This window comes from Bradyrhizobium sp. AUGA SZCCT0283 (assembly GCF_018130385.1).
Classification (GTDB): domain Bacteria; phylum Pseudomonadota; class Alphaproteobacteria; order Rhizobiales; family Xanthobacteraceae; genus Bradyrhizobium.
On the sequence record NZ_JAFCLU010000010.1, the window covers coordinates 1 to 21492 of the forward strand.

Annotated in this window: 30 protein-coding genes; 8 read left to right on the forward strand and 22 right to left on the reverse strand. The window is 57.8% G+C overall.

Annotation, left to right across the window (positions count from 1 at the left end; genetic code table 11):
• The 3 genes from JQ624_RS15550 to JQ624_RS15560 form a co-directional block, all read left to right on the forward strand.
• A partial coding sequence (locus tag JQ624_RS15550; RefSeq protein ID WP_212419779.1) for a hypothetical protein occupies nucleotides 1-581 on the forward strand: 581 nt, incomplete at its 5' end.
• A gap of 133 nt (nucleotides 582-714) precedes the next feature.
• Nucleotides 715-954: a hypothetical protein gene (locus JQ624_RS15555; RefSeq protein WP_212419780.1), complete on the forward strand. Its 240-nt coding sequence runs from the start codon at nucleotides 715-717 to the stop codon at nucleotides 952-954.
• A gap of 33 nt (nucleotides 955-987) precedes the next feature.
• Nucleotides 988-1281, forward strand: a complete 294-nt coding sequence (locus JQ624_RS15560) for a hypothetical protein (protein WP_212419781.1) — start codon at nucleotides 988-990, stop codon at nucleotides 1279-1281.
• A gap of 235 nt (nucleotides 1282-1516) precedes the next feature.
• Here the strand turns inward: JQ624_RS15560 and JQ624_RS15565 are convergent, their stop codons facing one another.
• The 16 genes from JQ624_RS15565 to JQ624_RS39715 form a co-directional block, all read right to left on the reverse strand.
• Nucleotides 1517-2008 (reverse strand): hypothetical protein, encoded by a 492-nt coding sequence (locus JQ624_RS15565; protein WP_212419782.1) that lies wholly within the window; start codon nucleotides 2006-2008, stop codon nucleotides 1517-1519.
• Between the two features lie 594 nt (nucleotides 2009-2602).
• Nucleotides 2603-3241: a hypothetical protein gene (locus tag JQ624_RS15570; protein ID WP_212419783.1), complete on the reverse strand. Its 639-nt coding sequence runs from the start codon at nucleotides 3239-3241 to the stop codon at nucleotides 2603-2605.
• Nucleotides 3242-3384: 143 nt separating this feature from the next.
• Entirely contained in the window at nucleotides 3385-3795 is a 411-nt protein-coding gene (locus tag JQ624_RS15575; RefSeq protein WP_212419784.1) for a hypothetical protein, read from the reverse strand.
• A gap of 984 nt (nucleotides 3796-4779) precedes the next feature.
• Nucleotides 4780-4998: a hypothetical protein gene (locus JQ624_RS15580; RefSeq protein WP_212419785.1), complete on the reverse strand. Its 219-nt coding sequence runs from the start codon at nucleotides 4996-4998 to the stop codon at nucleotides 4780-4782.
• Entirely contained in the window at nucleotides 4988-5353 is a 366-nt protein-coding gene (locus JQ624_RS15585) for a hypothetical protein (protein WP_212419786.1), read from the reverse strand. Before JQ624_RS15585 ends, JQ624_RS15580 begins: the two co-directional genes overlap by 11 nt.
• A gap of 698 nt (nucleotides 5354-6051) precedes the next feature.
• A complete protein-coding gene (locus JQ624_RS15590) occupies nucleotides 6052-6258 on the reverse strand; it encodes a hypothetical protein (protein WP_212419787.1) in 207 nt (68 codons plus the stop codon).
• Between the two features lie 5 nt (nucleotides 6259-6263).
• Nucleotides 6264-6572 (reverse strand): hypothetical protein, encoded by a 309-nt coding sequence (locus JQ624_RS15595; protein WP_212419788.1) that lies wholly within the window; start codon nucleotides 6570-6572, stop codon nucleotides 6264-6266.
• Complete coding sequence (locus JQ624_RS15600; RefSeq protein ID WP_212419789.1) at nucleotides 6572-6775, reverse strand: hypothetical protein; 204 nt, start codon at nucleotides 6773-6775, stop codon at nucleotides 6572-6574. Before JQ624_RS15600 ends, JQ624_RS15595 begins: the two co-directional genes overlap by 1 nt.
• Nucleotide 6776: 1 nt before the next feature.
• Complete coding sequence (locus JQ624_RS15605; RefSeq protein ID WP_212419790.1) at nucleotides 6777-7553, reverse strand: HK97 family phage prohead protease; 777 nt, start codon at nucleotides 7551-7553, stop codon at nucleotides 6777-6779.
• A gap of 83 nt (nucleotides 7554-7636) precedes the next feature.
• The gene (locus JQ624_RS15610; protein ID WP_212419791.1) at nucleotides 7637-8056 is read right to left on the reverse strand and encodes a hypothetical protein; all 420 of its coding nucleotides are present in this window, start codon (nucleotides 8054-8056) and stop codon (nucleotides 7637-7639) included.
• A 117-nt stretch (nucleotides 8057-8173) separates the two neighbouring features.
• Nucleotides 8174-8332: a hypothetical protein gene (locus JQ624_RS15615; protein WP_212419792.1), complete on the reverse strand. Its 159-nt coding sequence runs from the start codon at nucleotides 8330-8332 to the stop codon at nucleotides 8174-8176.
• 386 nt (nucleotides 8333-8718) lie between these two features.
• Nucleotides 8719-10047, reverse strand: a complete 1329-nt coding sequence (locus JQ624_RS15620; protein ID WP_212419793.1) for a virulence-associated E family protein — start codon at nucleotides 10045-10047, stop codon at nucleotides 8719-8721.
• Between the two features lie 407 nt (nucleotides 10048-10454).
• Nucleotides 10455-10733, reverse strand: a complete 279-nt coding sequence (locus tag JQ624_RS15625; protein WP_212419794.1) for a hypothetical protein — start codon at nucleotides 10731-10733, stop codon at nucleotides 10455-10457.
• 598 nt (nucleotides 10734-11331) lie between these two features.
• Complete coding sequence (locus JQ624_RS15630) at nucleotides 11332-11826, reverse strand: hypothetical protein (RefSeq protein ID WP_212419795.1); 495 nt, start codon at nucleotides 11824-11826, stop codon at nucleotides 11332-11334.
• Complete coding sequence (locus JQ624_RS15635) at nucleotides 11823-12506, reverse strand: site-specific integrase (RefSeq protein ID WP_212419796.1); 684 nt, start codon at nucleotides 12504-12506, stop codon at nucleotides 11823-11825. Before JQ624_RS15635 ends, JQ624_RS15630 begins: the two co-directional genes overlap by 4 nt.
• Nucleotides 12485-12793: an integrase arm-type DNA-binding domain-containing protein gene (locus JQ624_RS39715; RefSeq protein ID WP_409334334.1), complete on the reverse strand. Its 309-nt coding sequence runs from the start codon at nucleotides 12791-12793 to the stop codon at nucleotides 12485-12487. The genes JQ624_RS15635 and JQ624_RS39715 overlap by 22 nt, the downstream gene beginning before the upstream one ends.
• Before the next feature lie 423 nt (nucleotides 12794-13216).
• Here JQ624_RS39715 and JQ624_RS15645 point away from each other — a divergent pair, with 423 nt between their 5' ends.
• The 3 genes from JQ624_RS15645 to JQ624_RS15655 all read left to right on the forward strand — a co-directional run bounded on the left by JQ624_RS15645 (nucleotide 13217) and on the right by JQ624_RS15655 (nucleotide 14887).
• Nucleotides 13217-13573: a hypothetical protein gene (locus JQ624_RS15645; RefSeq protein WP_212419798.1), complete on the forward strand. Its 357-nt coding sequence runs from the start codon at nucleotides 13217-13219 to the stop codon at nucleotides 13571-13573.
• A gap of 125 nt (nucleotides 13574-13698) precedes the next feature.
• Nucleotides 13699-14028: a hypothetical protein gene (locus JQ624_RS15650; protein ID WP_212419799.1), complete on the forward strand. Its 330-nt coding sequence runs from the start codon at nucleotides 13699-13701 to the stop codon at nucleotides 14026-14028.
• A gap of 178 nt (nucleotides 14029-14206) precedes the next feature.
• A complete protein-coding gene (locus JQ624_RS15655; protein WP_212419800.1) occupies nucleotides 14207-14887 on the forward strand; it encodes a ParA family protein in 681 nt (226 codons plus the stop codon).
• A 195-nt stretch (nucleotides 14888-15082) separates the two neighbouring features.
• On the opposite strand, the gene JQ624_RS39320 is transcribed toward JQ624_RS15655, so the two are convergent.
• Nucleotides 15083-15217: a hypothetical protein gene (locus JQ624_RS39320; RefSeq protein WP_283816928.1), complete on the reverse strand. Its 135-nt coding sequence runs from the start codon at nucleotides 15215-15217 to the stop codon at nucleotides 15083-15085.
• A gap of 235 nt (nucleotides 15218-15452) precedes the next feature.
• Between JQ624_RS39320 and JQ624_RS15660 the strand changes: the two genes are divergently transcribed.
• Nucleotides 15453-15590: a hypothetical protein gene (locus JQ624_RS15660; protein ID WP_212419801.1), complete on the forward strand. Its 138-nt coding sequence runs from the start codon at nucleotides 15453-15455 to the stop codon at nucleotides 15588-15590.
• 47 nt (nucleotides 15591-15637) lie between these two features.
• Here JQ624_RS15660 and dapA read toward each other — a convergent pair whose 3' ends face one another.
• From dapA to trxB, 3 genes are all read right to left on the reverse strand, one after another.
• Nucleotides 15638-16570, reverse strand: a complete 933-nt coding sequence (dapA, locus tag JQ624_RS15665; RefSeq protein ID WP_212419802.1) for a 4-hydroxy-tetrahydrodipicolinate synthase — start codon at nucleotides 16568-16570, stop codon at nucleotides 15638-15640.
• Nucleotides 16571-17244: 674 nt separating this feature from the next.
• Nucleotides 17245-18168 (reverse strand): LysR family transcriptional regulator, encoded by a 924-nt coding sequence (locus JQ624_RS15670; protein WP_212419803.1) that lies wholly within the window; start codon nucleotides 18166-18168, stop codon nucleotides 17245-17247.
• A gap of 2 nt (nucleotides 18169-18170) precedes the next feature.
• Nucleotides 18171-19136, reverse strand: a complete 966-nt coding sequence (gene trxB / locus JQ624_RS15675) for a thioredoxin-disulfide reductase (RefSeq protein ID WP_212419804.1) — start codon at nucleotides 19134-19136, stop codon at nucleotides 18171-18173.
• 281 nt (nucleotides 19137-19417) lie between these two features.
• On the opposite strand from trxB, the gene JQ624_RS15680 reads away from it, so the two are divergent.
• On the forward strand, nucleotides 19418-19897 hold the full coding sequence (locus JQ624_RS15680) for an Lrp/AsnC family transcriptional regulator (RefSeq protein ID WP_212419805.1): 480 nt from the start codon (nucleotides 19418-19420) through the stop codon (nucleotides 19895-19897).
• A 126-nt stretch (nucleotides 19898-20023) separates the two neighbouring features.
• Here JQ624_RS15680 and JQ624_RS15685 read toward each other — a convergent pair whose 3' ends face one another.
• Together JQ624_RS15685 and greA are read right to left on the reverse strand one after the other, a co-directional pair.
• The gene (locus tag JQ624_RS15685) at nucleotides 20024-20434 is read right to left on the reverse strand and encodes a DoxX family protein (RefSeq protein ID WP_212419806.1); all 411 of its coding nucleotides are present in this window, start codon (nucleotides 20432-20434) and stop codon (nucleotides 20024-20026) included.
• 526 nt (nucleotides 20435-20960) lie between these two features.
• Nucleotides 20961-21434, reverse strand: coding sequence for a transcription elongation factor GreA (greA, locus tag JQ624_RS15690; protein ID WP_212419807.1), 474 nt, complete (start codon nucleotides 21432-21434; stop codon nucleotides 20961-20963).
• Between the last annotated feature and the right edge of the window lie 58 nt (nucleotides 21435-21492).

A 21492-nucleotide genomic window follows, 5' to 3' on the forward strand; every position in this document is an offset into this window, starting at 1 on the left:
TGGAGGAACCGAATCTGATTTGCGCGCCCGAGGGAACCCCCTATAACCCTTCCGATTCAAATCAAGCGGAAAGCGCTCTAGCACCATGGGACTTACTATTTCCCGCTGGGACCCTCGAAGTTCTTAGAAGGGGAGATGATCCTCAACCTATTGACGTGTCCGCGCTCGATGGCCGAGTTGTTTCCATCGGTTTGTGGCCTGATGGGCCGATACCGGGTCTGGAGCGAATGACCATGCACGTCGATGCGTTCGCTAAAGGCGTCGTGAAAATTGTTCTGATCAACGAGCGGAAGACAATTCTGTTGGTGTTTTTTCTGGACTACAAAGGCGGACGCGTCCACACGAACCTTGAGGATGGTGGACTTCTATATGGTGAGAACAACCCTGACGAAAATGACGTGCGGGCTTACGCGACCTTCTTCTACAAGGTGTTCGGCAACGGCATTGCAGAACTGACGTGCGACGATATGGAGCCAATCGACTGCGAGGTAGTGATTCCTGTAAACATGAGGATGACGATGTCTCCCGACCAAGCCATTGCAAAAATGGTCGAACAGTTCAAAAAAGAGCAGGCCAAGTAATGATCAGCTTCCAGGCTGGCGACGTCCGTTTCTGGCCTGTGCGAATTCACAGCGCCTCTCGCAAATGGAACCCGAATTGCTCTTGTTCCGTTAGGTATAGGCCGGGCGGCCCCGAACCAGTCGAGCCAACCCTATGCCCAAGGTCCGCGTTTCAATGATGGATTTGCAGCGTCGAGCGTTGCAAGAAGTGAGAAAGCAGCCCGGTTGTCATGACGTCCGGGAAATAGCGATCAATCGTGTTGCGAAGCCTGCTGAAAATAACTGGTCGCTCTGTGTGCTTGCAGCGGGCTCGGCAGATGCCAATACCGCAGCGCGCGCGGCCGTTCACGTCCAAACTGTTTTGCGCCGGGACTATGATCTGCTGACGGATTGATCTGTAGGTCCATAAAAGGAAGGCGGAGATCAAATGGACCACCGCTTCTCATTCTCGGTATTCACAATTGAGATCAACGGCAGGCCAACGCTGGCGTTGCAGGCTAAGAGGCACAAGGACGCGGAACGTCTTTGCGAACATGATCAGTTACGCACTCGGTTGAGTACAATCACTTCTCACGGCACCCCGTTGTGCGATGCCAGCGCCACGATGAAGCTCAGGTTGGCTACCGCCGAAGAAACAGCTCTGTATCGGCGAGCAACGCAATCGACCGAGCCATCAAGTGACACTCACGTCGTGTATTTTGTGGATGATCTCGATGGATAAGACGCGAGTCCGCTTTTCTGCGCATTACGGACTCAACGCGGACATCGAGCTAGGTCCGAAAAGTGCCATGAACGGACTCATGCACCGCAGAAAACAACAGCTCTATTCGATCACCTCGTCGGCGCGGGCGAAGCATGTCGGTTCGGAAGGGCTTCGGCTGAGATTCGCATCTGGGGTAGCTCCACAGCAAAGAAAAGGGGCCGCTGACAGAGGATCAGCGTCCCCGGATGCCGTTTTAGTTCAGCTTATACGTGCCGGTCTGACGATTGCAGCCTTGAAACGTTCCGGCTTTGATAACTGGAAACGGCCCCAGTGGCTCTGATGTGATGCCGTTCGTAACCATGCCTTCAAATTTTCCCGTTCCTACAATGGTCTCTCTGATTTCCTTTCCGTCGCCTCCAATCGAATAATATGTAAGCCGCTTATCGCCGTCTGCGTCGGTAGCTTCGCAGACCCAACTGCCCCTACGCTTGCCATCGAAAGACGCATTCATCCCAACACACCGGAACGCTTCCTTGTCGAACATCCCGCCCGGGCTCGCACTTCGGTTAGTACCGATAGTTTCAAAACTTGAGCTGGTGTGGGTCTTGGAGAATGGCATGCTGTTGCTGGTGCCTGCAAAGCATGACGTATAGTCGTAGCTGCCCTCCTTCGGCAGTTCGGCCGCGAATGCAGAAGGCGCAAAAGTAAACATGACGAAGGCTATGATGTACCATCCATTTTTCATAATGCCCTCCTTTTTAAGTTGAGCAAGCTGACCTCAACGCGAACGCGAGTAGGTCGCCGCGAGTCAATGATGGCATGTTCAATCTTATGTTGGAATGACAAAATCCACCCACCCCGGCCGAGCAGGCGGACTAGGCCCTATGTCCGAGGTGGGTCAAACTCAGAAGTCCGGGCGCGCAACTGGGCAGTCCGCTTTACCCTCAAGAACAGACGTCGCCAGCCTGGCCTGTGAGGTCCGAAAAGTGCCATAAGCGGAAGTCGCGGTCGCGGCCTACTCGATCAAATCGCTGCTGCCCCCGCGACGGGATTGCGCGTCACTCTGGAAGTCCTGCTTCGCGGAGACCGTCGATATAGATTTTATGAAGGCTGATGGAACAGGTGGCAGGCGAACGATCTTTCGGAGGTATGGGTTCGCCCGACACCTTCAGTGCTGCGGCGCACGGTTCCACAACGCCCGAGTCTTCATGCCAGCATTCTCGCGCGGGCGGCTCGCAAGCGCCATCAGCTCCGCCACCCGCGCTGGCCCAAAGCCCACAATGCACCAACATTCCAATTGGACCCTTCCCCAAGGGCCGATGAGGATCGGGTTCTGGGATTAGCGGAATTGAAGCGAACTCCCCTCGTCCTGTAGAACGCCGAGCCAATTGATCTCCCAAAACCACGGGGAACTGGCACCTTGAAAGTCGCGATGCTCAAAAACTTTCATCTGGCAATTATTGCCGCCTCTGGCGGACTCGAAGTCGTCATTCCAATCGTCGCCGACGTACGCGACTCTCCAATCGATGTGTTCCTGGCCGGTGGCGGGGTCGGTCTGGTCGTCGCACGTTTGTTCCGACCACGAATGGGAGCTACCATCGAAGTCGCTTTGGTAGAATATAGTGCCAATAACACCGAATACTCTTGGCTGGATGTCTGCTTTTTTCTTATCGCCTGTCTGGATGTTCTTATCGCCTGTATTGTACACCCTCGCCATGAAGCGCTCATCTTTCATCGCCACCCGTGAATCGGCCGGAGCGTCGGTGACCCGGCCGCGAGTCGCCGCCGCTATGGCCGCTGTGAAGGTGTCGTAGCAGGTGGTGTCGGGCTTCGACAAATCCGTTACACAGTGGCGATTCTTGTTCGCATTTACCGCGTGCCGTCCGACCTTCTCCCTCGGGTGAGCCGGTGTTGCGACGGACGCGAGCCCGATGACGGCGATGGAAGCGAGCGCGAGTGTTCGAAGTTGATAATGCATTTCGTCCTCCTATCATTGAGTGTATGAAATAAATTCAAGGTAGAGAGCCCGCTCTTGAGACTCTTTCAAACCGCCCGCAGGCTACGCCTGTACGAAACTGCTTGCTGCGAAGCAGTTCACACGCCAAGCAATATCTGATCAAATTAAATTGACCTCAAGTTGCAACAAGTGGAAGCGCGCTGCTTCGGGTATTGTTCCCACGGCGTATCAAAGCGCTGTCGGGGCATCGCTGTTGAATCACCCATATGTGTGATCACATCGGGCTGCAACGCGACAAGTTCTCTTGCAAGCAAGTGCGCCTGAGTGCCGGCGGGTGCAAATCGATAGTCGATTCTCACATTGCGTCCTTCCGACCATCCAAGCTTCTCAAGCCCCTGTCGAAATCCCGCGAGGCGCTCCTTCATCTCTGGATCATTTTCGGAGAGGCCAACCAATACACCGATGCGCCGCATCGGTTCGGGCTGCTGCGCCCGCGCGACCATGGGCCACGCCATAGCCGTGCCACCAATAACACCGAGAAATTCCCGCCGCTTCATTGCCGACGCCGTCTCCATACGCCTATCCGAGCGGAGGCAATTTTCGACGCGGCTCCAAGCGGTCGCAATGTCCGCTCTGGGTGTGCGCCGTGCAAAGGCGGCGCTTTCCAGTGGGTGCAAGCCCCACCCGGCAACCGCTCCAGCCGGAAGCAATCGGAGCAGTCATGGAGGTAACGAAGTGGCTGAAGCCTTCGATTAGCGTGTCACGAATTGGTGACAGCGCGAGTGTGCAGGCCGCAACGCGAGTGAACGCCGAGCAATCCTCGAAAAGGACAATGCGCAGGTCGACCCGACAACCCTATCGGGGAAGACTGATACGTCTGGATGAAATGAGCGAAGCGATACGTTCAGACGCTGCGCCGGGGTAGTGGCGGCGGCATGTACACAAGGAAAGCGCACGAAACACGGGAAGCCCCAAGGCGTGGTCAGCGATGACCAACCGGAAGCCCGTGAGGGACAGGCTGGGCGCCCTGGGGTGGCGGAGAGGTTCGTAGTACCGCGGAAGCCGGGTAACTCCGGTGGAGGGAAGGGACCTCAGTTCAAGACAGACGCAATACGTGGTGAAGGACCTGGAGATTGGGAAACCTATCAACTCCAATAAATGTTCAGAAGCTGCAGATGGCGTTGCACGCGAAAGCGTGAAGTCTTGTCCGAGAGCCGGATGCGGGAAATCTGCCTGTCCGGTTCGATGAGCGGGATGTGGAAACGGAGCCATGGTGGAACCACTAAGGCACCGCCAGACGAAAGGGGCGGCAACAGATATGTTCTACCTAACGCCACCGCGCCACATCTCGACTCTACCATTTTCGGACTTGTGCGCGCGCAGTTGCGAGGTCCGCTTTACCCCGATGAGCTGACATCGCGAGTTTTACCGCTTGCGCTCGACTCAGCCTACTTAGGTCGGGATGAAAGGTCGTGTTTCAGAAGCCTCGTTTCGCTCGTCGCTCTAGCTCATGCCGTAGCGCGCGGACTTCATGAAAAGCGGTGATATGCCTCTCTTGGTCACTGGGCATCAGCCGTCTCCTTTAACTCCTCCAGCATGGCCTGCATGGCGCGGGTGTTGGCCATAATTTCAAACTCCACCAGCTCGATGGTGTCGAGCCTGGTGTTGAGCTGATCGGCAGTGAGGGGTTCGGAAAGATCCTTCGGCAGCAACGAGTGCAGGTACGCGTTGCGGAGGATCGCAGCTCCGAGTCGCTGTTCTAACTGCTCAGGGTTCATCACCAGGATTCCTCATCCCGACCCATGGCGGCTTGCGTCGCTGATCGGCTTGTCGGGCGGCCTGCCGGGCAACCTTCTGAGGGTCGGTCCGCGCCTGCGGCGCGAGCCGCAATCTGGTTGCCAGCATCGCCTGAATCTTGACTGCCATCTGCCAGCCCTCGATGTTCTTACCGGGACCTGAGCGCGCCACCAAGGTTGCCTGAATGAAGCTGTTGAGCAGTGGCACGTCTGACTCGACGAAGTGCCTCGGGTCACAAGAGCCGACTAAATCGGCAAAAAGTTCTCGCTCGGGTTTGGAAAGATATGACGGCGGGGTTAATCGTTTCGGGTCGCCAGTGACGTTCAGTGCGACCACATTGCTCGCCGCGGACCTTCGACCTCTTTGTCCCATGAAAGACTCCCTCGAGAAGAATGACTATTTATAGTTGTGACAGAAGGCGCCGGTCCGCGACGCGATCCGCATATTAATTCCCTACTCCCCCCGGCCCCGTGTTCGTGCTGCCCGCGTTCGCTGGATGCTTTGGATCAGTCGGCCAACCGTCTATTCCTATGTCCTTTTCAAAATCCTTCACAATTCCTCGCTCAAGCAATGCCTTGTCGCTGCTATGATGATGATGACAGAGCGATTGCAGTTCTCCGAACCAGAACAGTTGCTGATCGCCACGATGCGGAATGATGTGGTCTGCTACGTTCGCTGGAGTAACTATTCCCCTATCCAAACACATCTTGCACAACGGGAATTGTTTGAGCTGTAGCTTAGACCTTCTCTCCCATCGCTCGAGATGATACCATCGCTGCCATGGACGCTCTGTTGTTTGCATCGACATCATCTTTCCAATTTGCTGGCTTCCCGGCGGGGAGGCAGTGGGATGATCACCGTGAAGCCATCGCGAAGATCGGTAAAAGGAAGGCCAAAACCCGACCTCGCGTAACTCAAACTAACAGTAGCAGCGTCCCTAGCGATGACTTCGTTTCGGCGTGCTTGCCATTCATCAATCGCTAGGTCGCGCTCGAACGAGATGGGTGCACGACGTCCATACTCGCGACTAGAAATCACTGCTCCATCCTTTTGATTGTTGAGATCGCATCAAGATAAAACTCGTGCAGTTCTTCACGCTGAATTTCATACGATCTGTTTAGATCGGCGCGTAACATCTCCAACTCATGTCGGACGTATTGCATCTCTTCTGCGATCAGCATCTCGGCTATGCGCCTGATGCGATGATCTTCAGTCGAGATATGTAAGTCTTGAAGCGACATAGCTTTTATCTATTCCTCGATGCGACATCTCGCAGGGCGGTCTCGAAAACCTTCTGATCCGCTTTCGGCAGATAGGTTGTCGCCGATAACATTGACGAGGCCGCATGAACAAAATCCCTTACACGACGTTGATCTGTATCTGACAAAGACTGTGCTCGCCGGACGACCTGACCTAGAAGCGCAACAATCTGATCGACCTCGCTCATTGATGAACTGATCACATGAGAATCATTCCTTGCATTGACAGCACAGTGATCATCGTTGACTTGAGGATGCTGCCAAACGCCATCGATTATCAATGCAACGTTACGCATCAATAGCTCCACATTCCATGTGCTGCCCGTTCAATCTCAGTGCGCTTTTCTTTCGTCACAACGAGGTCTTTGCGAAAAATTGATCGCAATTGTTCGATCGCCAATCCGCGGTGACGTTGCAGTAACTGTTGCCACTCGTGCTCTGAGAGTCGAGGGCCAAGCTTAAAGCTATCGCCGAACTCTAGGGTGGTGTGTTTGAGCATCTTAACTCTCCGGGTCCCACCAATTTTTACGTAGCCCTGGATAATACCAACCATCTGGTATTTTCTGTCCGCGAAAGGTGATGCCAAGGCTAAACCGGTCACGCGGCTTCTTTAGTGTCTCCAATCGTTTGAGATGTGCTTTCGCGCGCCCGAGGACGCGATCACGTTTTTCGCGCGCCTCCGATTTTTTGAGGATTTCGTCGGCCCTCACCAATGCCCTTGCATGTGCAATCCGCTGGCTGATGGTTGCTTTATTATTTATGGTGACAGGACGCGAGCGCGTAGGGACGATGGCATTGTTATTGCGCTTGAAAACCATGTTCAGTGTTTCCTTGCTCACGCCCAACATTTTAGAAACCTGCAACGCGTTCGGATTTGCCGGTACGCTCACAAGCGAACATTCGACAAGTTCACTCTTGATGTATCGCGTGCCACCAGATTTAACGAGCGGCTCACTTTCGATCGGTCGGAAACCAACCGACACAGCTTTGAGAACTCCGGCTTCGATGAGTGCGCGAATTTCATCAATTCTATCGGACGTGCCTTTAGGCGCCATCACAAGACGACCACGCAACGCGCCGTCTTTCACTTGCAAATTTTTCCAAGTCCCAATAGGAAATGAACTTTGGTGCCCAAACTGCGCGATCGGATTGCGCAGAAAATTTCGGAGGTCCCATCCTGTAGGATCGATGCTGTCGCCGTATCGATCAACGGTCGCGTCGGACAAAATGAAATCGAGACCATCGGCTGAGCTCGTATGCGTTTTTCGTACCAACATGGCGAACTGTCCTCACCGACAAAAAATCCGGTGTTCGCCCCTTATACGCCAGTAAAGTCCGCGTTTTAGTTACGCGTAACCCTTTATTTTCCGGTCACCTTTTCTACGACGATACTCGCGATAACGTCGTCAATTAATTTGCGCCATTGCTTATCGGTGACTGGCGCGTCATGAGCCTTGTCGATATTTAGCTTAGCCTCCAGTTTGGAGATAACCGAACGAGGCAACGGCACCTGACGAAATTCTACAGGATCACGCTTGTCTTTTTTCGCGCGTCGGCGGGCGCGAAGCTCTCCCATCCGGTCGCGTGATCCGAGGCGGTTCTTGAAGATGATGGTCTTGATGGTTTCAACTTTTGGATAAACGATTGGAAAGAGTTGGTGTGAGGTGAAATGCTCATCGATTATGTGGAGGAAGTTTCGCCACGTGTTCTTCTTCGGCGATACATGAATTCCGAGATCAACGATTTTCGGTTTGTGCCAATGCAGCAGTTGAGCCGTCATGTGTTCCTCACGGCCTCTGCGAGTTGACGATACATTTCCGGTTTGGTCGGTTGCTGCCGTTGGCGATCTTCACGACCAACGTGCCGCATCATCGGCACTGACGATGGAGCGTGGTGCTCAGGTCGCGGCTTCAACTTCTTGGCTCTCGGCTTCACGCGGCTTCGGTGGTGGCCTCGGGTGGAAGAACCGCCAGATGATCATGGCCTTGGCTATCTTCGGGAAGCTGAGGCCGGTTTCGCGGAGCCGGGTGGCTTCGGCTATTTGCTCGGGGTCCATGGGGTCACCCACAGGGCTGTAGGAGGGGCTTCGGGAAGGGTACCCTGTGCCAACCCACCCTTCCACGACCCGGTGGACCACCGGGTTCCTGACGCAATGTGGCGGGGGTTCGACACCTCCGCCACCTTCCCGGCCCATTGGCAGGGAAGCTAACCTCTAGCTGGCCTAAAGCTGTCCTACTCATCGCAAGTTAAGCTGGAAAACAGCCTATAAAGCTAACCTAGCTAACCTAGATAACCTATTAGAGAGACTAGCTAGGAGATTAGGGGGAATGGTGCATATTCCTGCTATTCTCCAGGAAGTCTTGGAAAGTCAAAAAAAGCCAGCTAAGGCCAGCTTGGCCAGCTATTGCTGCTAAAAAAGCTAACCTAGCTAACCTAGCTAACCTAGCTGCCCTTGTTGTCAACTTTCTTCCCAATCTGGCGGTAATAGCCATAGACCTGCTCACCATCGATAGTGACCTTGCCGTTTGAGGTTCGCTCCCACCCGATATTCTTCATGACCGCTGACAGCCGCATGGCATGACGGGTCTCCTGCTGAGCAGGACGGAGGCCCAAGACGGTGTCTAGTAGGTCCTTGGTGGCAACACGCCACTGATCGTCGATCACGTGGACCACCACCACCTTCTTCTCGAAACCACCAGGCGTCCGATCGTTAACTGCGTAGACCGTCTCCTCCGGGCTCAAGTTTGCCAAGATAGGCTCCCACGTATCCTTGACGCGCCGGTGTTCCTGAGCCTCCACAGCATCGTCCCACAGGCTGCCAAGGAAGATACTTTCCCCTTGCGACTCTAACCTTGCAGCTTCACCCCATAGCTGGAGGCGATCCCGCCGCAATTTGTCGAGATCAATGCACTTGGTAATTTTCACCGGCCAAAATCTGCGGTTGCCGTCCATCGATTGCAAGTACTCGAATCTGTTCGTGGTGCCAACATCGATGGAGTGTCGCGGCTGCTTCTTGAGAATATGTCCGTACGCAGGTCTGGCAGAATCGACTTGCCTGCTGGCATATGCCTTGACGCTGTCCACGTCTGCCTTCTTCATCCCGGCGAGCTCGGCATTCTCGTGAATCCAGACGCTGGCAAGCTGCTCCTGAACCTCCCTGCTGTGTTTGCCGAGGATTGACTCGTCAGAGAAATTGTCGTCGCCAGCGAGGAGCCGCAGTGCTGAGCTCTTATTCCAGCCTTCCGCACTCTCGAACACCACAATGTTGTCGAACTTGCAGCCCGGATGGCGGGCCCTGCGAACCGCTGCGATCATCATCTTGCGGATGAAGGCCCGGTTCAGTGAAGTATCTTTGCAGTTGAAGTATTCAACTGCCATTGCATCGAGCCTCTGGACGCTATCCCAGCCGGCTTCAGCTTCGTCGAGCATGTCGCAGACGGGATCGAAGCAGTTCTCCAGCGCCAGCGAGATCACTGCTTCTCTGACGCACTGCTCCGTGAAGTCGAAACCGAACTGTTCCGACAATATCTTGCGGAGCCGGATGATGGCGTGATCAGACGCCTCTCCGATGATTGGCACAATCTCGTGCCTTACGGCGTCACCGTTGAACCCGACAAGCATACTGTTGTGGAACGTGTCGTAGCTGCAGTGGATGTCGAACGCAGTGATAGCGGCCACGGCGTTATAGAAGGTCGGCAGCGGCGTGCCATTTTTGCGGCGATCACGCCATATCGCCCGCACCGGGAGAACTCTCGTGACGTCATCCTTCATGATTGGCCTCCGCGATAGTCCGGCCTGCAGCAAGGATGCGAGTGGCACTCCAAAGAGCAGAGGTGCAGATAGGCATCTCCGAGATGGAGCGTGGTGCGAGGATCAAGACGCCTCCACGCACGCAAGAGTTCACCGGCGGTCCGGCAACCTAACTGCGTCGGACAACCGAAAATTGCCGATTTACTTTGGCGCACTTTTAGGGTAGAAGAGCGAGCGGTTTTTCTTGACCCTGCTACGACGACCTTCCGAGCCCTGGGGCAGCACCCGGGGCTCGGTTTTCTTTGCTTTCCTTGGTCCATCGAAAATTCCTTTCATGAAAAATCCTCCCGTTATGTTGTTATGATTTTTCGCGAAATTTCTGGCTATGTCGTCTCTTCCATAATGCAACTGACTTTTTGCAACATGGCTCACCTCGTCGCCTCTCGGTTCTTGCGAAGCCGATCTGCAGGACTCGGTTTCTTTGATTTTTCTTTAAGGTAATTGACGACACGAGAACGCATCCAGGAGTCCCAGGCATCGAGGTCGTTCCATTCAATGTCGTTGACCTCGTAGCTGGGCGGGCACTTCAATGCCGGGTCGCGCTTCCACCGCCAGAGACACATGGCGCTGACGTTGAAGTGCCGCGCCAGCTGGGAGTTGCGGACCCACTTCAGATTGCCGGTCTCAGGAAGTTTGGTAGCAGGCATTGGCTCGGTCCTCTTTTTTGAGAAAAACTTTAGAGGACCTCCCTAATAAAACCCTGTCTCGGGAGTTAATACCCCCGGAAACCTCGATTTGCGGGGGAAAAATCAAGTCCCTGTCGCACCAGCAAAAAGCCGCCCCTTTTGATTTACTCTATGAGGGGCGACTCTCCGTCGAAGGAAATCTCAGGCTGCTTTTTGGCGGCACCTCTGATCAGCGGCACGTCGGAACGCATCGATAATGATGCACAGCCTCTTCCTGACGCCGATGCTCTGCTCCTCAAAAGAAAATTTTCGCACTGTGAAGGCTCGCAAGAAATTCTCGACCTGCGACGGGGACAGACTCAAAAACCCGCCCGGGTCGGTGCGGTCCCAGTCGGTACGCCCTATAGTGAAGGCAAATCCGTTCAAGCGTTGGCGCATACTTTAATTCATCTATGGCTTCCAGGGCTGTGTCCCACCTCTTGTCCATCATGATCATCGCGTCGATCGCGTCGTTGGTTGGGGTCATCGTCGTTCTCCCTATTAATTAAGAGGGGGCACGATGACTCACGACTGAAAAAGTTCCCACCCATTCAAATACTGATTTGGTGCGGAAAAATTCTCAACGCTTCTTCGCGGCGTTCAGCACGTCGAGCAGACCGGCGGCCCTGAACTTGCCGTCGGTGAGTTCCTGCCAGCGCTGGGCGGCAAACCACTCGGCCGACTTCTCACTGTGTTGCTTGCGATTGGACTTGTCGAAATGTTTTCTCCAGAGCCGACGGATCGAGGTCGCATCCTTCAAGGCTCCATCGCGAACGAAGTTGTCGAACGATTTCTTCATCTTGAGGTTCGTGAAGCTTCTCCCCCGCGTCGATTTCGGAAGACGGAGAACCGGCTCGAGATGCGGGTACTTCGCGATCAGCGGGCCGAGGTCACCCTGATGGGCAGCTGCTAACTCCATCCTGTCGGAGCCAGCTAACATACGCTCCATCTCCTCTCTCGCAGCCAGATTGGAGTTTGCGGCGGCCATCGCGGCATACATCTCTTCATCGAGCTTTTCGTTGAGCCAACGCAGCATCGCGGCGTCGTCGCCGGTCCAAGGTGGGAGGCCATTCATTGACTCGCCCCTAAGAGGTTGGTGACGTGCTCGGCCCATCGCTCCAAGGCCGCCGTCTTCTCATCGGCATAAGTTGCAAGATTGTAGATGCCAGCGACGCCGGCCTTCGCGCCGCTGATGTGGTTGAGGCAGGCCTCGACGATGTGGGGCGCGACGCCGAGTCCCACAGGCGGGCTCTCGGCCATGCCGGTGGCGCACGTTCTTCTCAAGTCGTGGAGCCGCCACGGCTTGATCTTCATCGCCGCATCGAGCCGCCGCTTGGTCTTCGACCAGCCGGAGACTTTGGTCTTCCCGTTCGTCGTGAAGATCAGGTCGCCCTCAGTCTTCACGGAAGCCAAGATGTCCCGTGCCATCTGCGGCAGCGGCACGATGTGGGTCTTCTTGTTCTTGGTCCGCGTCCCGGGAATGGTCCACGTCTGGCCCTCATCACTCAGCTCAGAGCGACGCATTCCGGCAACTTCATTGAGCCTACAACCGGTCAGCAGCAATAACTTGAGCAACTGGCCGAACGGATGGCTCATCTTCTCCGTCGCCTTCCAGAACTTCTTAATCTCGTCGTTCGTGAGGACCCGCTCTCTGGCCTTGGGCTTCTCAGGTCTGTGGACGCCGACGCACGGGTTCTGCTTGAGCCGCCGCTTCTGGATCAGCCATGCGAACATCATCGAGAGGGCGGCATACATCGACCTGGCGCGGCTCTCTGACGGCTCCTTGCGGTGGCTGCGATGTGGATTGAGCCGGGGTCTCTGCCTAAGGCAATTTCATGTTTCAGCTCGGCTACGAGCAAGTGAGCAGCCCGGAGAGTTAGGTGACCGCCGATTGACGGCTTGACGTCGACTTCTCTTCCATCGGCAGAGTCGAACACCGAGCCGAGAGTCAGATTGGCAGGGCGACCATCTGACGGCCTGCGGTACCGCAAGGCCCAGCTCTTCTTGCCGCTCGGATAGAGACGAGATAGAGGCCCGTGCAGCCACCGTCCGGGATCTCTCGGACACCATCATCAGCAGCCTTGAGCCTCGCCACGCTCGCGGCGGTGAGTGCCTTTGTCATCGAACCCTGCTCCCTCGAAAAGTAACGTGAAAGTAACGGCGAGGGTAGGTTATACCGTGTTACTTCAAGTTAGTACACTTGAGGAACAACTGGATAAGAGTAAATGAAACAAGTGGATATGAGGGACGACCATCTCATCGCAGACTGGGCTTTTTAGGGGTGGCAGCTAACTGTGGAACAGGAGGTCGGTGGTTCGAGCCCACCCAACTGTACCAATCTTCACTTCGCTAAATCGCCACCCTTAACCGCCGCGACACTTGTGCTGTGGCGCGTGGTCCACCCGTGCTTGCGAATCCCCATCCGTTCACCCACAATTCCGCCTAACTTTGCGCTGGGGGGATGGATGGCGATTTTTCGGAAATTTTGGTTTGGGTGGCTGCTGGCCGTAGCGCTGTCGGTTTCGATCGGGCCCGCCGCCGGCCAGGCCTACACGCCCGAACAGGAGCAGGCCTGCACGAGCGATGCGTTCCGGCTCTGCAGCTCCGAGATCCCCGACGTCAGCCGCGTGACCGCCTGCATGGTCGCCAAGAAGTCCCGGCTCTCGCCGCCCTGCCGGGCGCAGTTCAGGCCGGATCCCGAGCCGAGCGATGTCTCGGCGAGGACGGTGGGCCGGCCGACCGTGATTCGGCCCGCAACCCCGCGCAAGGCCGTGAGCGCCAAGGCGCGCAAGACCAAAAAGCCGGCGAAACCGGCGACCTGACGGCGCGGACGACCTGACGGCGCGGGCGACCTACAGCATCAAGCCGTTTCAAGGTTCCTCCGCGCGGCACGCCTTGTCTGCGCCCTCTGCAATGAACATCTCCCTGGGCAAGAGGAGAGGGTTTATTGAGCAAACACCAGAAAGAACTCGACCGGCATTTTGCCTGGTTCGAGAAAAAGCTGCCGTCGGGGCCTTCGAAGTTCGTGGGCTGGCTGCGCAAGCCATCGTCGATCTACGCCAGGATTCCGATCGCGGTTCTCCTGATCGTCGGCGGTATTTTCAGCTTCCTGCCGGTGCTCGGACTCTGGATGCTGCCGCTCGGACTCCTTTTGTTCGCGCAGGACGTGCCGCCGCTGCAGAAGCCGATGGCGCAGGGGCTCGGATGGATCGAGCGCAAATGGATCGAGCGGCAACGGGCAAAGCTCGAGCGCGAGCGCATAAAAGGCATGCAGTGAGCCGATCGAGGCTTTCAACCAATACCGTTTCCGGTTGCCGGCCTGCACCCACGGTGTGACTCAAAAACCAGCCTTGTTGGCAATTACGTGGCTTCATCGCGGCATCCCATAAATTTTTCTTTCGCGAATCAGCCCGCTGATTCATTTTCAGCTTCTGGGGTCAACTGGAGGCCAAGGTATGAACGTCATTGTTTTCGCTTCGCGTAAGGGGGGCTCGGGAAAGAGTACCCTGGCTGCTCACCTCGCTGCCCATGTTCACAAGGCAACGAAGCCCATCCTTCTGGTCGATGCCGACCCGCAGGGGTCGCTTACGCTCTGGCACAAATTGCGCGGTACCAACGAGCCGCCGATCAAGTCCGCGGTGAATTCCGTCAGCGGCATCGTCGCTGCCGCCAAGCGCGACGGTATCGAATGGGTGTTCATCGACACGCCGCCGAATCTTTCGGCCGTCGTCGACGACGCGATCCGCAACGCCACGATGGTGATCATTCCGGCGCGGCCCGGCGTGTTCGACGTCAACGCGGTGCAGGAAACGATCCAGACCTGCCGCGCGGCGCGCAAGCCCTACGCGGTCGTGATCAACGGCGCGCCCGCCGAACGCGACGGCGCCGAGAGCCGCATCGTCACCATCGCGCGCGAAGCGCTGGCGAAATTCCGCGCGCCGGTGTGGAGCGGTCAGATCACCAACCGCGCCGATCTGATCATGGCGCTGAGCCAGGGTGAAGGCGCCCGCGAATATTACGCGGAAGGCCGCGCTGCGGCGGAGATCACCAGGCTGTGGGGCGCGATCGAACGTTCGATCAAGGCGATCCGCGGAACGGCGTCGGCATCGGGCGCCATGCACAAGCAGGCGGCGTAACAACGCCGCTTTCTTTTCTGGATTAATTTTTCTGGATTGATAAAGACGCGCGGCGCTCCGCGCGTTTTTCTTTTGGGTGGGAGCAAACAGTAGCGCCGTCATTGCGAGCGAAGCGAAGCAATCCATCTCCCCCCGCAAAGGAAAGATGGATTGCTTCGTCGCTTTGCTCCTCGCAATGACGGAGGAAGAAGTGCCTTACGCCACCATCAGCACGTAGAACAGGACGACCGGCGACAGCGTCAGGATCACCGACCAGATGCCGACGGCCCACAGAATGTCCTCGGTGGAAAAGCCCTGTTGAGGGATGGTGTTGTTGCTTTCGAAGTGCACGACGCGCCCCCGCGTTTTTGTTGCTCCGGATATCTCGATACGCGAGCGGTTTTAAAAACCCGGTTGCGATTTCGCTTGCATTTGACCGCAGGTGCTACCGCCGATTAACCACCGCAATATCCTGGTTAATGGCGGGTGAGTGTGAAGCCGCAACTTCGAGCGAAGGCCCGGCCGCGCCGTTAAAATTTTATCTGTAGGTATTCTTCCTCAAGGAACATCACCGGGGGGAATCACAATGTTCACGCATGACAAATATCCGATCGGCGAACTCGCCCAGCGCGCGCATGACGTTCTGCTGGTGTCGTCGTTCGCCATCTGGGCGATGGTGCTCGGCTTCGCGCCCGTAATGACCTATCGCCTGCTGGTCAGCTAATTCGTTTCTCCCTCTCGCCATCGAGGCGAGAGGGAGCCGATCGTATCCTACGCCCGGCGCAACAGCTGCGGCCTGCGCCGCTCGATTTCCTCGTCCAGCAACGCCGCGAGTTCCTCGCTCACCTCCACCATCGGCAGGCGCACTTGCGCGCTGTCGATCAGCCCGCCGCGCTTAAGCCAGTATTTTGCGGGCGCCGGGCTCGGCTCGGCGAACAGCAGCCGGGTCAGCGCGGAAATGGCCTTCCAGCACGCCAGCGCGCCGTTACGGTCACCCTGCTTCATGAGCGTCAGCACCGAGGCGAAGGCGTCGGTCTCCAGATGCGCCGACAGCAGGATCGCACCGTCGGCGCCGTCGGCCAGCGCTTCGTGATACAGCGCATCTTCGCCGGTCAGCACGCGGAAGCCGGATGGCCGTCTGGCCAGCAGGTCGATCGACTGCGCGCGGTCGGCGCCGCAATCCTTCATGCCGACGATGTTCGGGTGCTCGGCGAGCTTAAGCAGCGTCTCGTTGGTGAGGCTGACGCCGGTCCGGTAGGGGATATTGTAGAGCACGATCGGCCACGACGCGTGATCGGCGAGCGCGGTGAAATGCTGCACCAGGCCGCGCTGCGAGGGGCGGATGTAATAGGGGCTCGCGATCAGATAGCCGTCAATCAACCAGGCCGCCGTCTCATCCAGCGCCTCCACGAGCTTCGCGGTCGAGGTGCCGGACAGGCCCAGCAGGATCGGCAGGTGGCGACCGCTGGCGGACAACTCGCTGCGCGTTACCGTCACCAGCCGCTCGAGTTCGTCCGTGCGGAGCGACATGCCTTCGCCCGACGTCGCCGCGAGAATGAAGCCGTCGACCGGGCCGGTCGCATAGTGCCTGACGAGCCGGCGTAACGACGCCTCGTCGAGTTCGCCGTCGCGAAACGGCGTGATGAGCGGCAGCCACAGGCCCTGCAGGCGGCTCGTTAGATCGTCAGTCGAAGGGGCAGTCATTGTTCCATCTCCTCGTGGGGTGAGCCGGAGACGGGACCAATAAAAAAACCCCGTCCAAACGGCGGGGCTTTCGGGATCGCGGGTTGCGGCAGTCTAGCGCGCGCGTCGATCTCGGGTCCCCGGGTGGGGACCTTTTTTCGACGACAAAGCTGCGCACGAACGCGTGATCATGTGCCGATGATGCTGGCAGGGAACCTCAATGTCAATCCGCGCAGCACCATGACGTGTCGATGAGGGTGTGAAAGAAGACCTGGGCGTGAAAGAAGACCTGGGCACGAAAAAAAAGCCGGGCCCAAGAGAGCCCGGCTTGAGGTATTGGCCACGTGAGGCCGACACAATCACCTTCCAAGAGGGATTACTGAACCACCGCGTCACTGGAGGAGGGGGACATATGCGCGACGCGACCGCTCAGCGTTTGGGCACTATGATCCTCATCAGTGCTGTGCGGCAACCGCCCGAGCCGCATGTCAGTCATGCGGTGAGCGGGCCCTCTATAAAATAGGCTAATCCGCAAAGCGGGACGACGAAACGTCACCCGCTGCCATAGCGTTTCGAGCGAAGTGGGTACCGGTTCGCAATCAAGTTTACGCAGATTGCGTAGAGTTATCTGCGTTGGAAAACGCGTCAAAACAAGATTCCAGAGCTTCGGTTCTGATGCAATCAGAACCGATGCTCTAGGAGGGCCAGCGCTGCGCCTTGCTCACCACGAAATCGCGGAACACCTGCACGCGTGCGACGGTCTTCAACTCTTCGGGATAGACGAAGTAGGTGTCGATCGCGATCGAATCGGTTTCGCCGAACAGCTGCACCAGGCGGTTGTTTTCCTCGACCAGGTAGTCGGGCAGCGCGGCGATGCCGAGCCCCTGCTGGCAGGCGCGGACCAGCCCTAAGATATTGTTGACCTTAAAGTAGGCTTCGCGCGGCCCCGAGCCGTTGCGGCCGGCGTCGATCAGCCAGCTCCGGTTCTGCAGATGCGGTGGAACCTGCGCGTCGCCCAGCATGATGATGCGGTGCGAGTCGAGGTCGTCGAGGGTGCGCGGCGTGCCGAAACGCTTGATGTATTCGGGCGAGCAATAGGCATGGAAGCCGATCGAGAACAGTTTTCGCTGGATCAGGTCCGGCTGGGTCGGCTTGCGGGTGCGGATCGCCACGTCAGCCTCGCGCATCGACAGATCGAGATCCTCGTCGGTGACGATCAGCGAGATCCGGATGTCCGGATAGAGCGCGGTGAACTCGTCGAGCCGCGGGATCAGCCAGTTGATGCCGAGCGCCGGCGGCGTGGTGATCTTGAGATCGCCGCTTGGCCGCTCGCGGCTGTCGGTCAGCTTGGCGCGCGCCGCCTGCAGCTGCATGAACACGTCATGCGCGGTGCGGAACAGCAAGTCGCCCTGTTCGGTGAGGATCAGCCCGCGCGCATGGCGGTGGAACAGCGACACTGCGAGCTCCTGCTCCAGCGCGCTGACCTGCCGCGATACCGCCGATTGCGAAAGCCCGAGCTGTTCGCCGGCGTGGGTAAAGCTTCCCGCCTCCGCAGCCGCGTGAAAGACTTTCAGCTTGTCCCAATCCATGTCCTTTGATCCGTCCCGTGTTCTAGGCATGATTATTCCGCCGCCGCGCGATCGCTCGCGCGCAAAGCCAGGAAGCGTTCGGCCTCGAGGGCCGCCATGCAGCCGAGGCCGGCCGCCGTGACCGCCTGCCGGTAGGTTTCGTCGGCGACGTCGCCGGCGGCGAACAGGCCCGGAATCGAGGTGGCCGTCGAGTTCGGCGCCACCTCGACATAGCCGGATGGTTTCAGCTTGATCTGGCCTTTGACGAGGTCGGTTGCGGGCGCGTGGCCGATGGCGATGAAGACGCCGTCGGCCGGCACTTCGGTCAGCGTGCCGGACTTGACGTTCTTCAGGCGCACATGGGTGACCTTGCCGGGGTTTTCGGTGCCGCAGATCTCGTCGATCGCGCTATCCCAGACCACCTTGATCTTGGGGTGCTTGAACAGCCGATCCTGCAGGATGCGCTCGGCGCGGAAATGATCGCGGCGGTGCACGATCGTCACCTGCGAAGCAAAGTTGGTGAGGAACAACGCCTCCTCGACCGCGGTGTTGCCGCCGCCGACGACCATGACTTCCTTGCCGCGGTAGAAGAAGCCGTCGCAGGTCGCGCAGGCCGAGACGCCAAAACCCTTGAACGTTTCTTCCGAGGGAATGCCGAGCCAGCGCGCCTGTGCGCCGGTGGCCAGGATCACGGTTTCCGCCAGATAGACGTCGCCGCTGTCGCAGGTCAGCCGGAACGGCCGCTGCGCCAGTTCGAGCTTGTTGACGAAATCGGTGACGATCTTGGTGCCGACATGCGCCGCCTGCTTCTCCATCTGCTCCATCAGCCAGGGACCCTGGATGACGTCGGCGAAGCCCGGATAGTTTTCCACGTCGGTGGTGATGGTGAGTTGTCCGCCGGGCTGGATACCCTGGATCAGCACCGGCTCCAGCATCGCGCGCGCCGCGTAGATCGCCGCGGTGTAACCGGCGGGGCCGGAACCGATAATGACGACCTTGGCATGGATAGGCGCGGGCATCGGCGGATCCCTCTCTTATTCGGGGGTTTGTTCGTGACTTGAGCAGAAAGCGCCCGGAAGGACGTCGCGCGGCGCCGAAAGTGTCAAATCCAAGTCTAGGATATCTGGGTAGCTATGCAAGAATTGCAATTCATCCCAGCGAATTTTCCCCGGAACTGAAGTCACAATCGCGAAATGTGGCGCTGCACGCGCAATAAAATTGCGCAAGCCGCGCGCCGTGCGCTAAGAGAGTTGCCAGTAAGACCTGTCCAGCGCAGCCAGAACCAGGGAACCCGACGCGCGTGTCGAAGAATCTTGACGAAATCGACCTCAAAATCCTTGCCGAAATTCAGGCGGATGGCCGAATCACCAACGTGGAACTGGCCAAACGCGTCGGTATTTCGCCGCCACCCTGCCTGCGCCGGGTCCGCACGCTGGAGGAGGAAGGCTATATCCTGGGCTATCGGGGCCTCTTGGACCCGCGCCGGCTCGGCTTCGACGTCACCGTGTTTGCGTCCGTCCATCTGTCCAGCCAGGCGGATGCGGATTTGCGCGCGTTCGAGGATTTCGTCCGCGCCGAGCCCTTGGTGCGGGAATGCTGGATGCTGTCGGGCGAGGTGGACTTCATCCTCAAATGCGTCGCGCCCGACATGGCGACGTTTCAGGATTTCGTCACGCACCTGACCGCAGCCCCACACGTGCGCAATGTGCGGACGTCGCTGGTGCTGCACAATTCGAAATACGAAGCGGCGGTGCCGCTCGATGTGAAGGTGGCGGGCTGAGGCGCGAGCGAGCGTCGCTACGTGCTTCGGGTGGGCAAAGCGAAGCGTGCCCACCAGTTCTTTCGAGACTCGGAGTGGTGGGCACGGTGCGAAGGTGCGCCTTTGCCCACCCCACGAGTCTCGACTTTACTTCTTCCGCATCTCGTCGACACTGATCGGTCCGCCGCCCGCGGTCGCCAGATAGAGGCAGGCGAAGCAGAACAGGATCGCGGCCGTGCCGCCATTGAGCAGCGGCAGGAACACCGGCTTGGCGGGATCCTTGAACATGTGTCCGAGGAAATAGGCGAAGGCCATTTCACCGGACAGGATGAACGCGGAGATCCGCGTGAACAGGCCGATCATCAACAGCGCGCCAAGCACCAGTTCGAGCGCGCCGGCGGTGGTGATCAGCGGCGGGATGTTGGCGAAATAGGGCAATACCGGAAACTTGAAGATTTTGGCGATGCCGTACTGAAGCAGCAGAAGCCCGGTGATGAAGCGAAACAGGCTCAGCGCCGTCGGCTGCCATTTCGCGAGCATCTTGTCGAATTGGTCCATGTCATCGTCCCCCTTGTTTGGCACGCTAGAACTTAGCGCTACGACATTACACGGTGTTGGCCGATCGCGTGTGATGCCGGCACAACACCCCTGAAATTGAATCATTCCCTTCGCAAGTCATCGCTTCGCGGCATTGTCGCGATTGCAGCGCAACAAGATGCCGTTCCGGCAGACCGAAGCCTGCCGCTCATCGCAGTCGTCGTGCCGGAATGGCGAAGTCTCGCAGCGCCGGCGCCTCGTCCATTTAGTTATGATTTATAAGCATTGTCCCGGGAGTCGAATATGATGGAATCCGCCGCATCGCCACTCACAATCCTGTCAGCGCGGCGCCAACAAAAAAGCCGCGTCGAAACGCGGCTTTGTCGCAACAGTAACTTGCAGGTGACTACAGCATGATCCGGACCCGAAGGGCCGCGTGAGCGCAAAGTGGATGCCGGTTTTCCCTCGCGACAAACGCGGAACGCGTTCGCGCGGAGATCATGCTCAAATCAAAAGAGATTGAGCGGGATGACGACGTCATCGCGCTCTATCGCCACTCGACCTTGGTGATCTCGTAGGCCTTGGCGCCGCCCGGCGCCACGACTTCCACCGTCGAGCCTTTTTTCTTGCCGATCAGGGCGCGGGCCAGTGGCGAGGTGATCGAGATACGGCCCTTCTTGGCGTCGGCTTCCGGCTCACCGACGATCTGCCACACCGTCTTCTTTTCGGTGTCTTCGTCGACCAGCGTCACGGTGGCGCCGAATTTGACGGTGTCGCCCGAGAGCTTCGAGATGTCGATAATGTCGGCGCGCGCCAGCTTGTCTTCGAGCTCGGCGATGCGGCCTTCATTGTGCGACTGCTCTTCCTTGGCGGCATGATATTCCGCGTTTTCCGAAAGGTCTCCATGCGAGCGCGCCTCGGCGATATGCTCGATGATGCGCGGACGCTCCACCGACTGGCGCTGCTTCAACTCGACCTCCAGGGCGGCATAGCCGCTCGCGGTCATCGGTACCTTTTCCATCATTTCTTTCCGTTCTTCCATCGTGCGAACCGCCCAGGGCGTTGCGCGCACGAGGCAT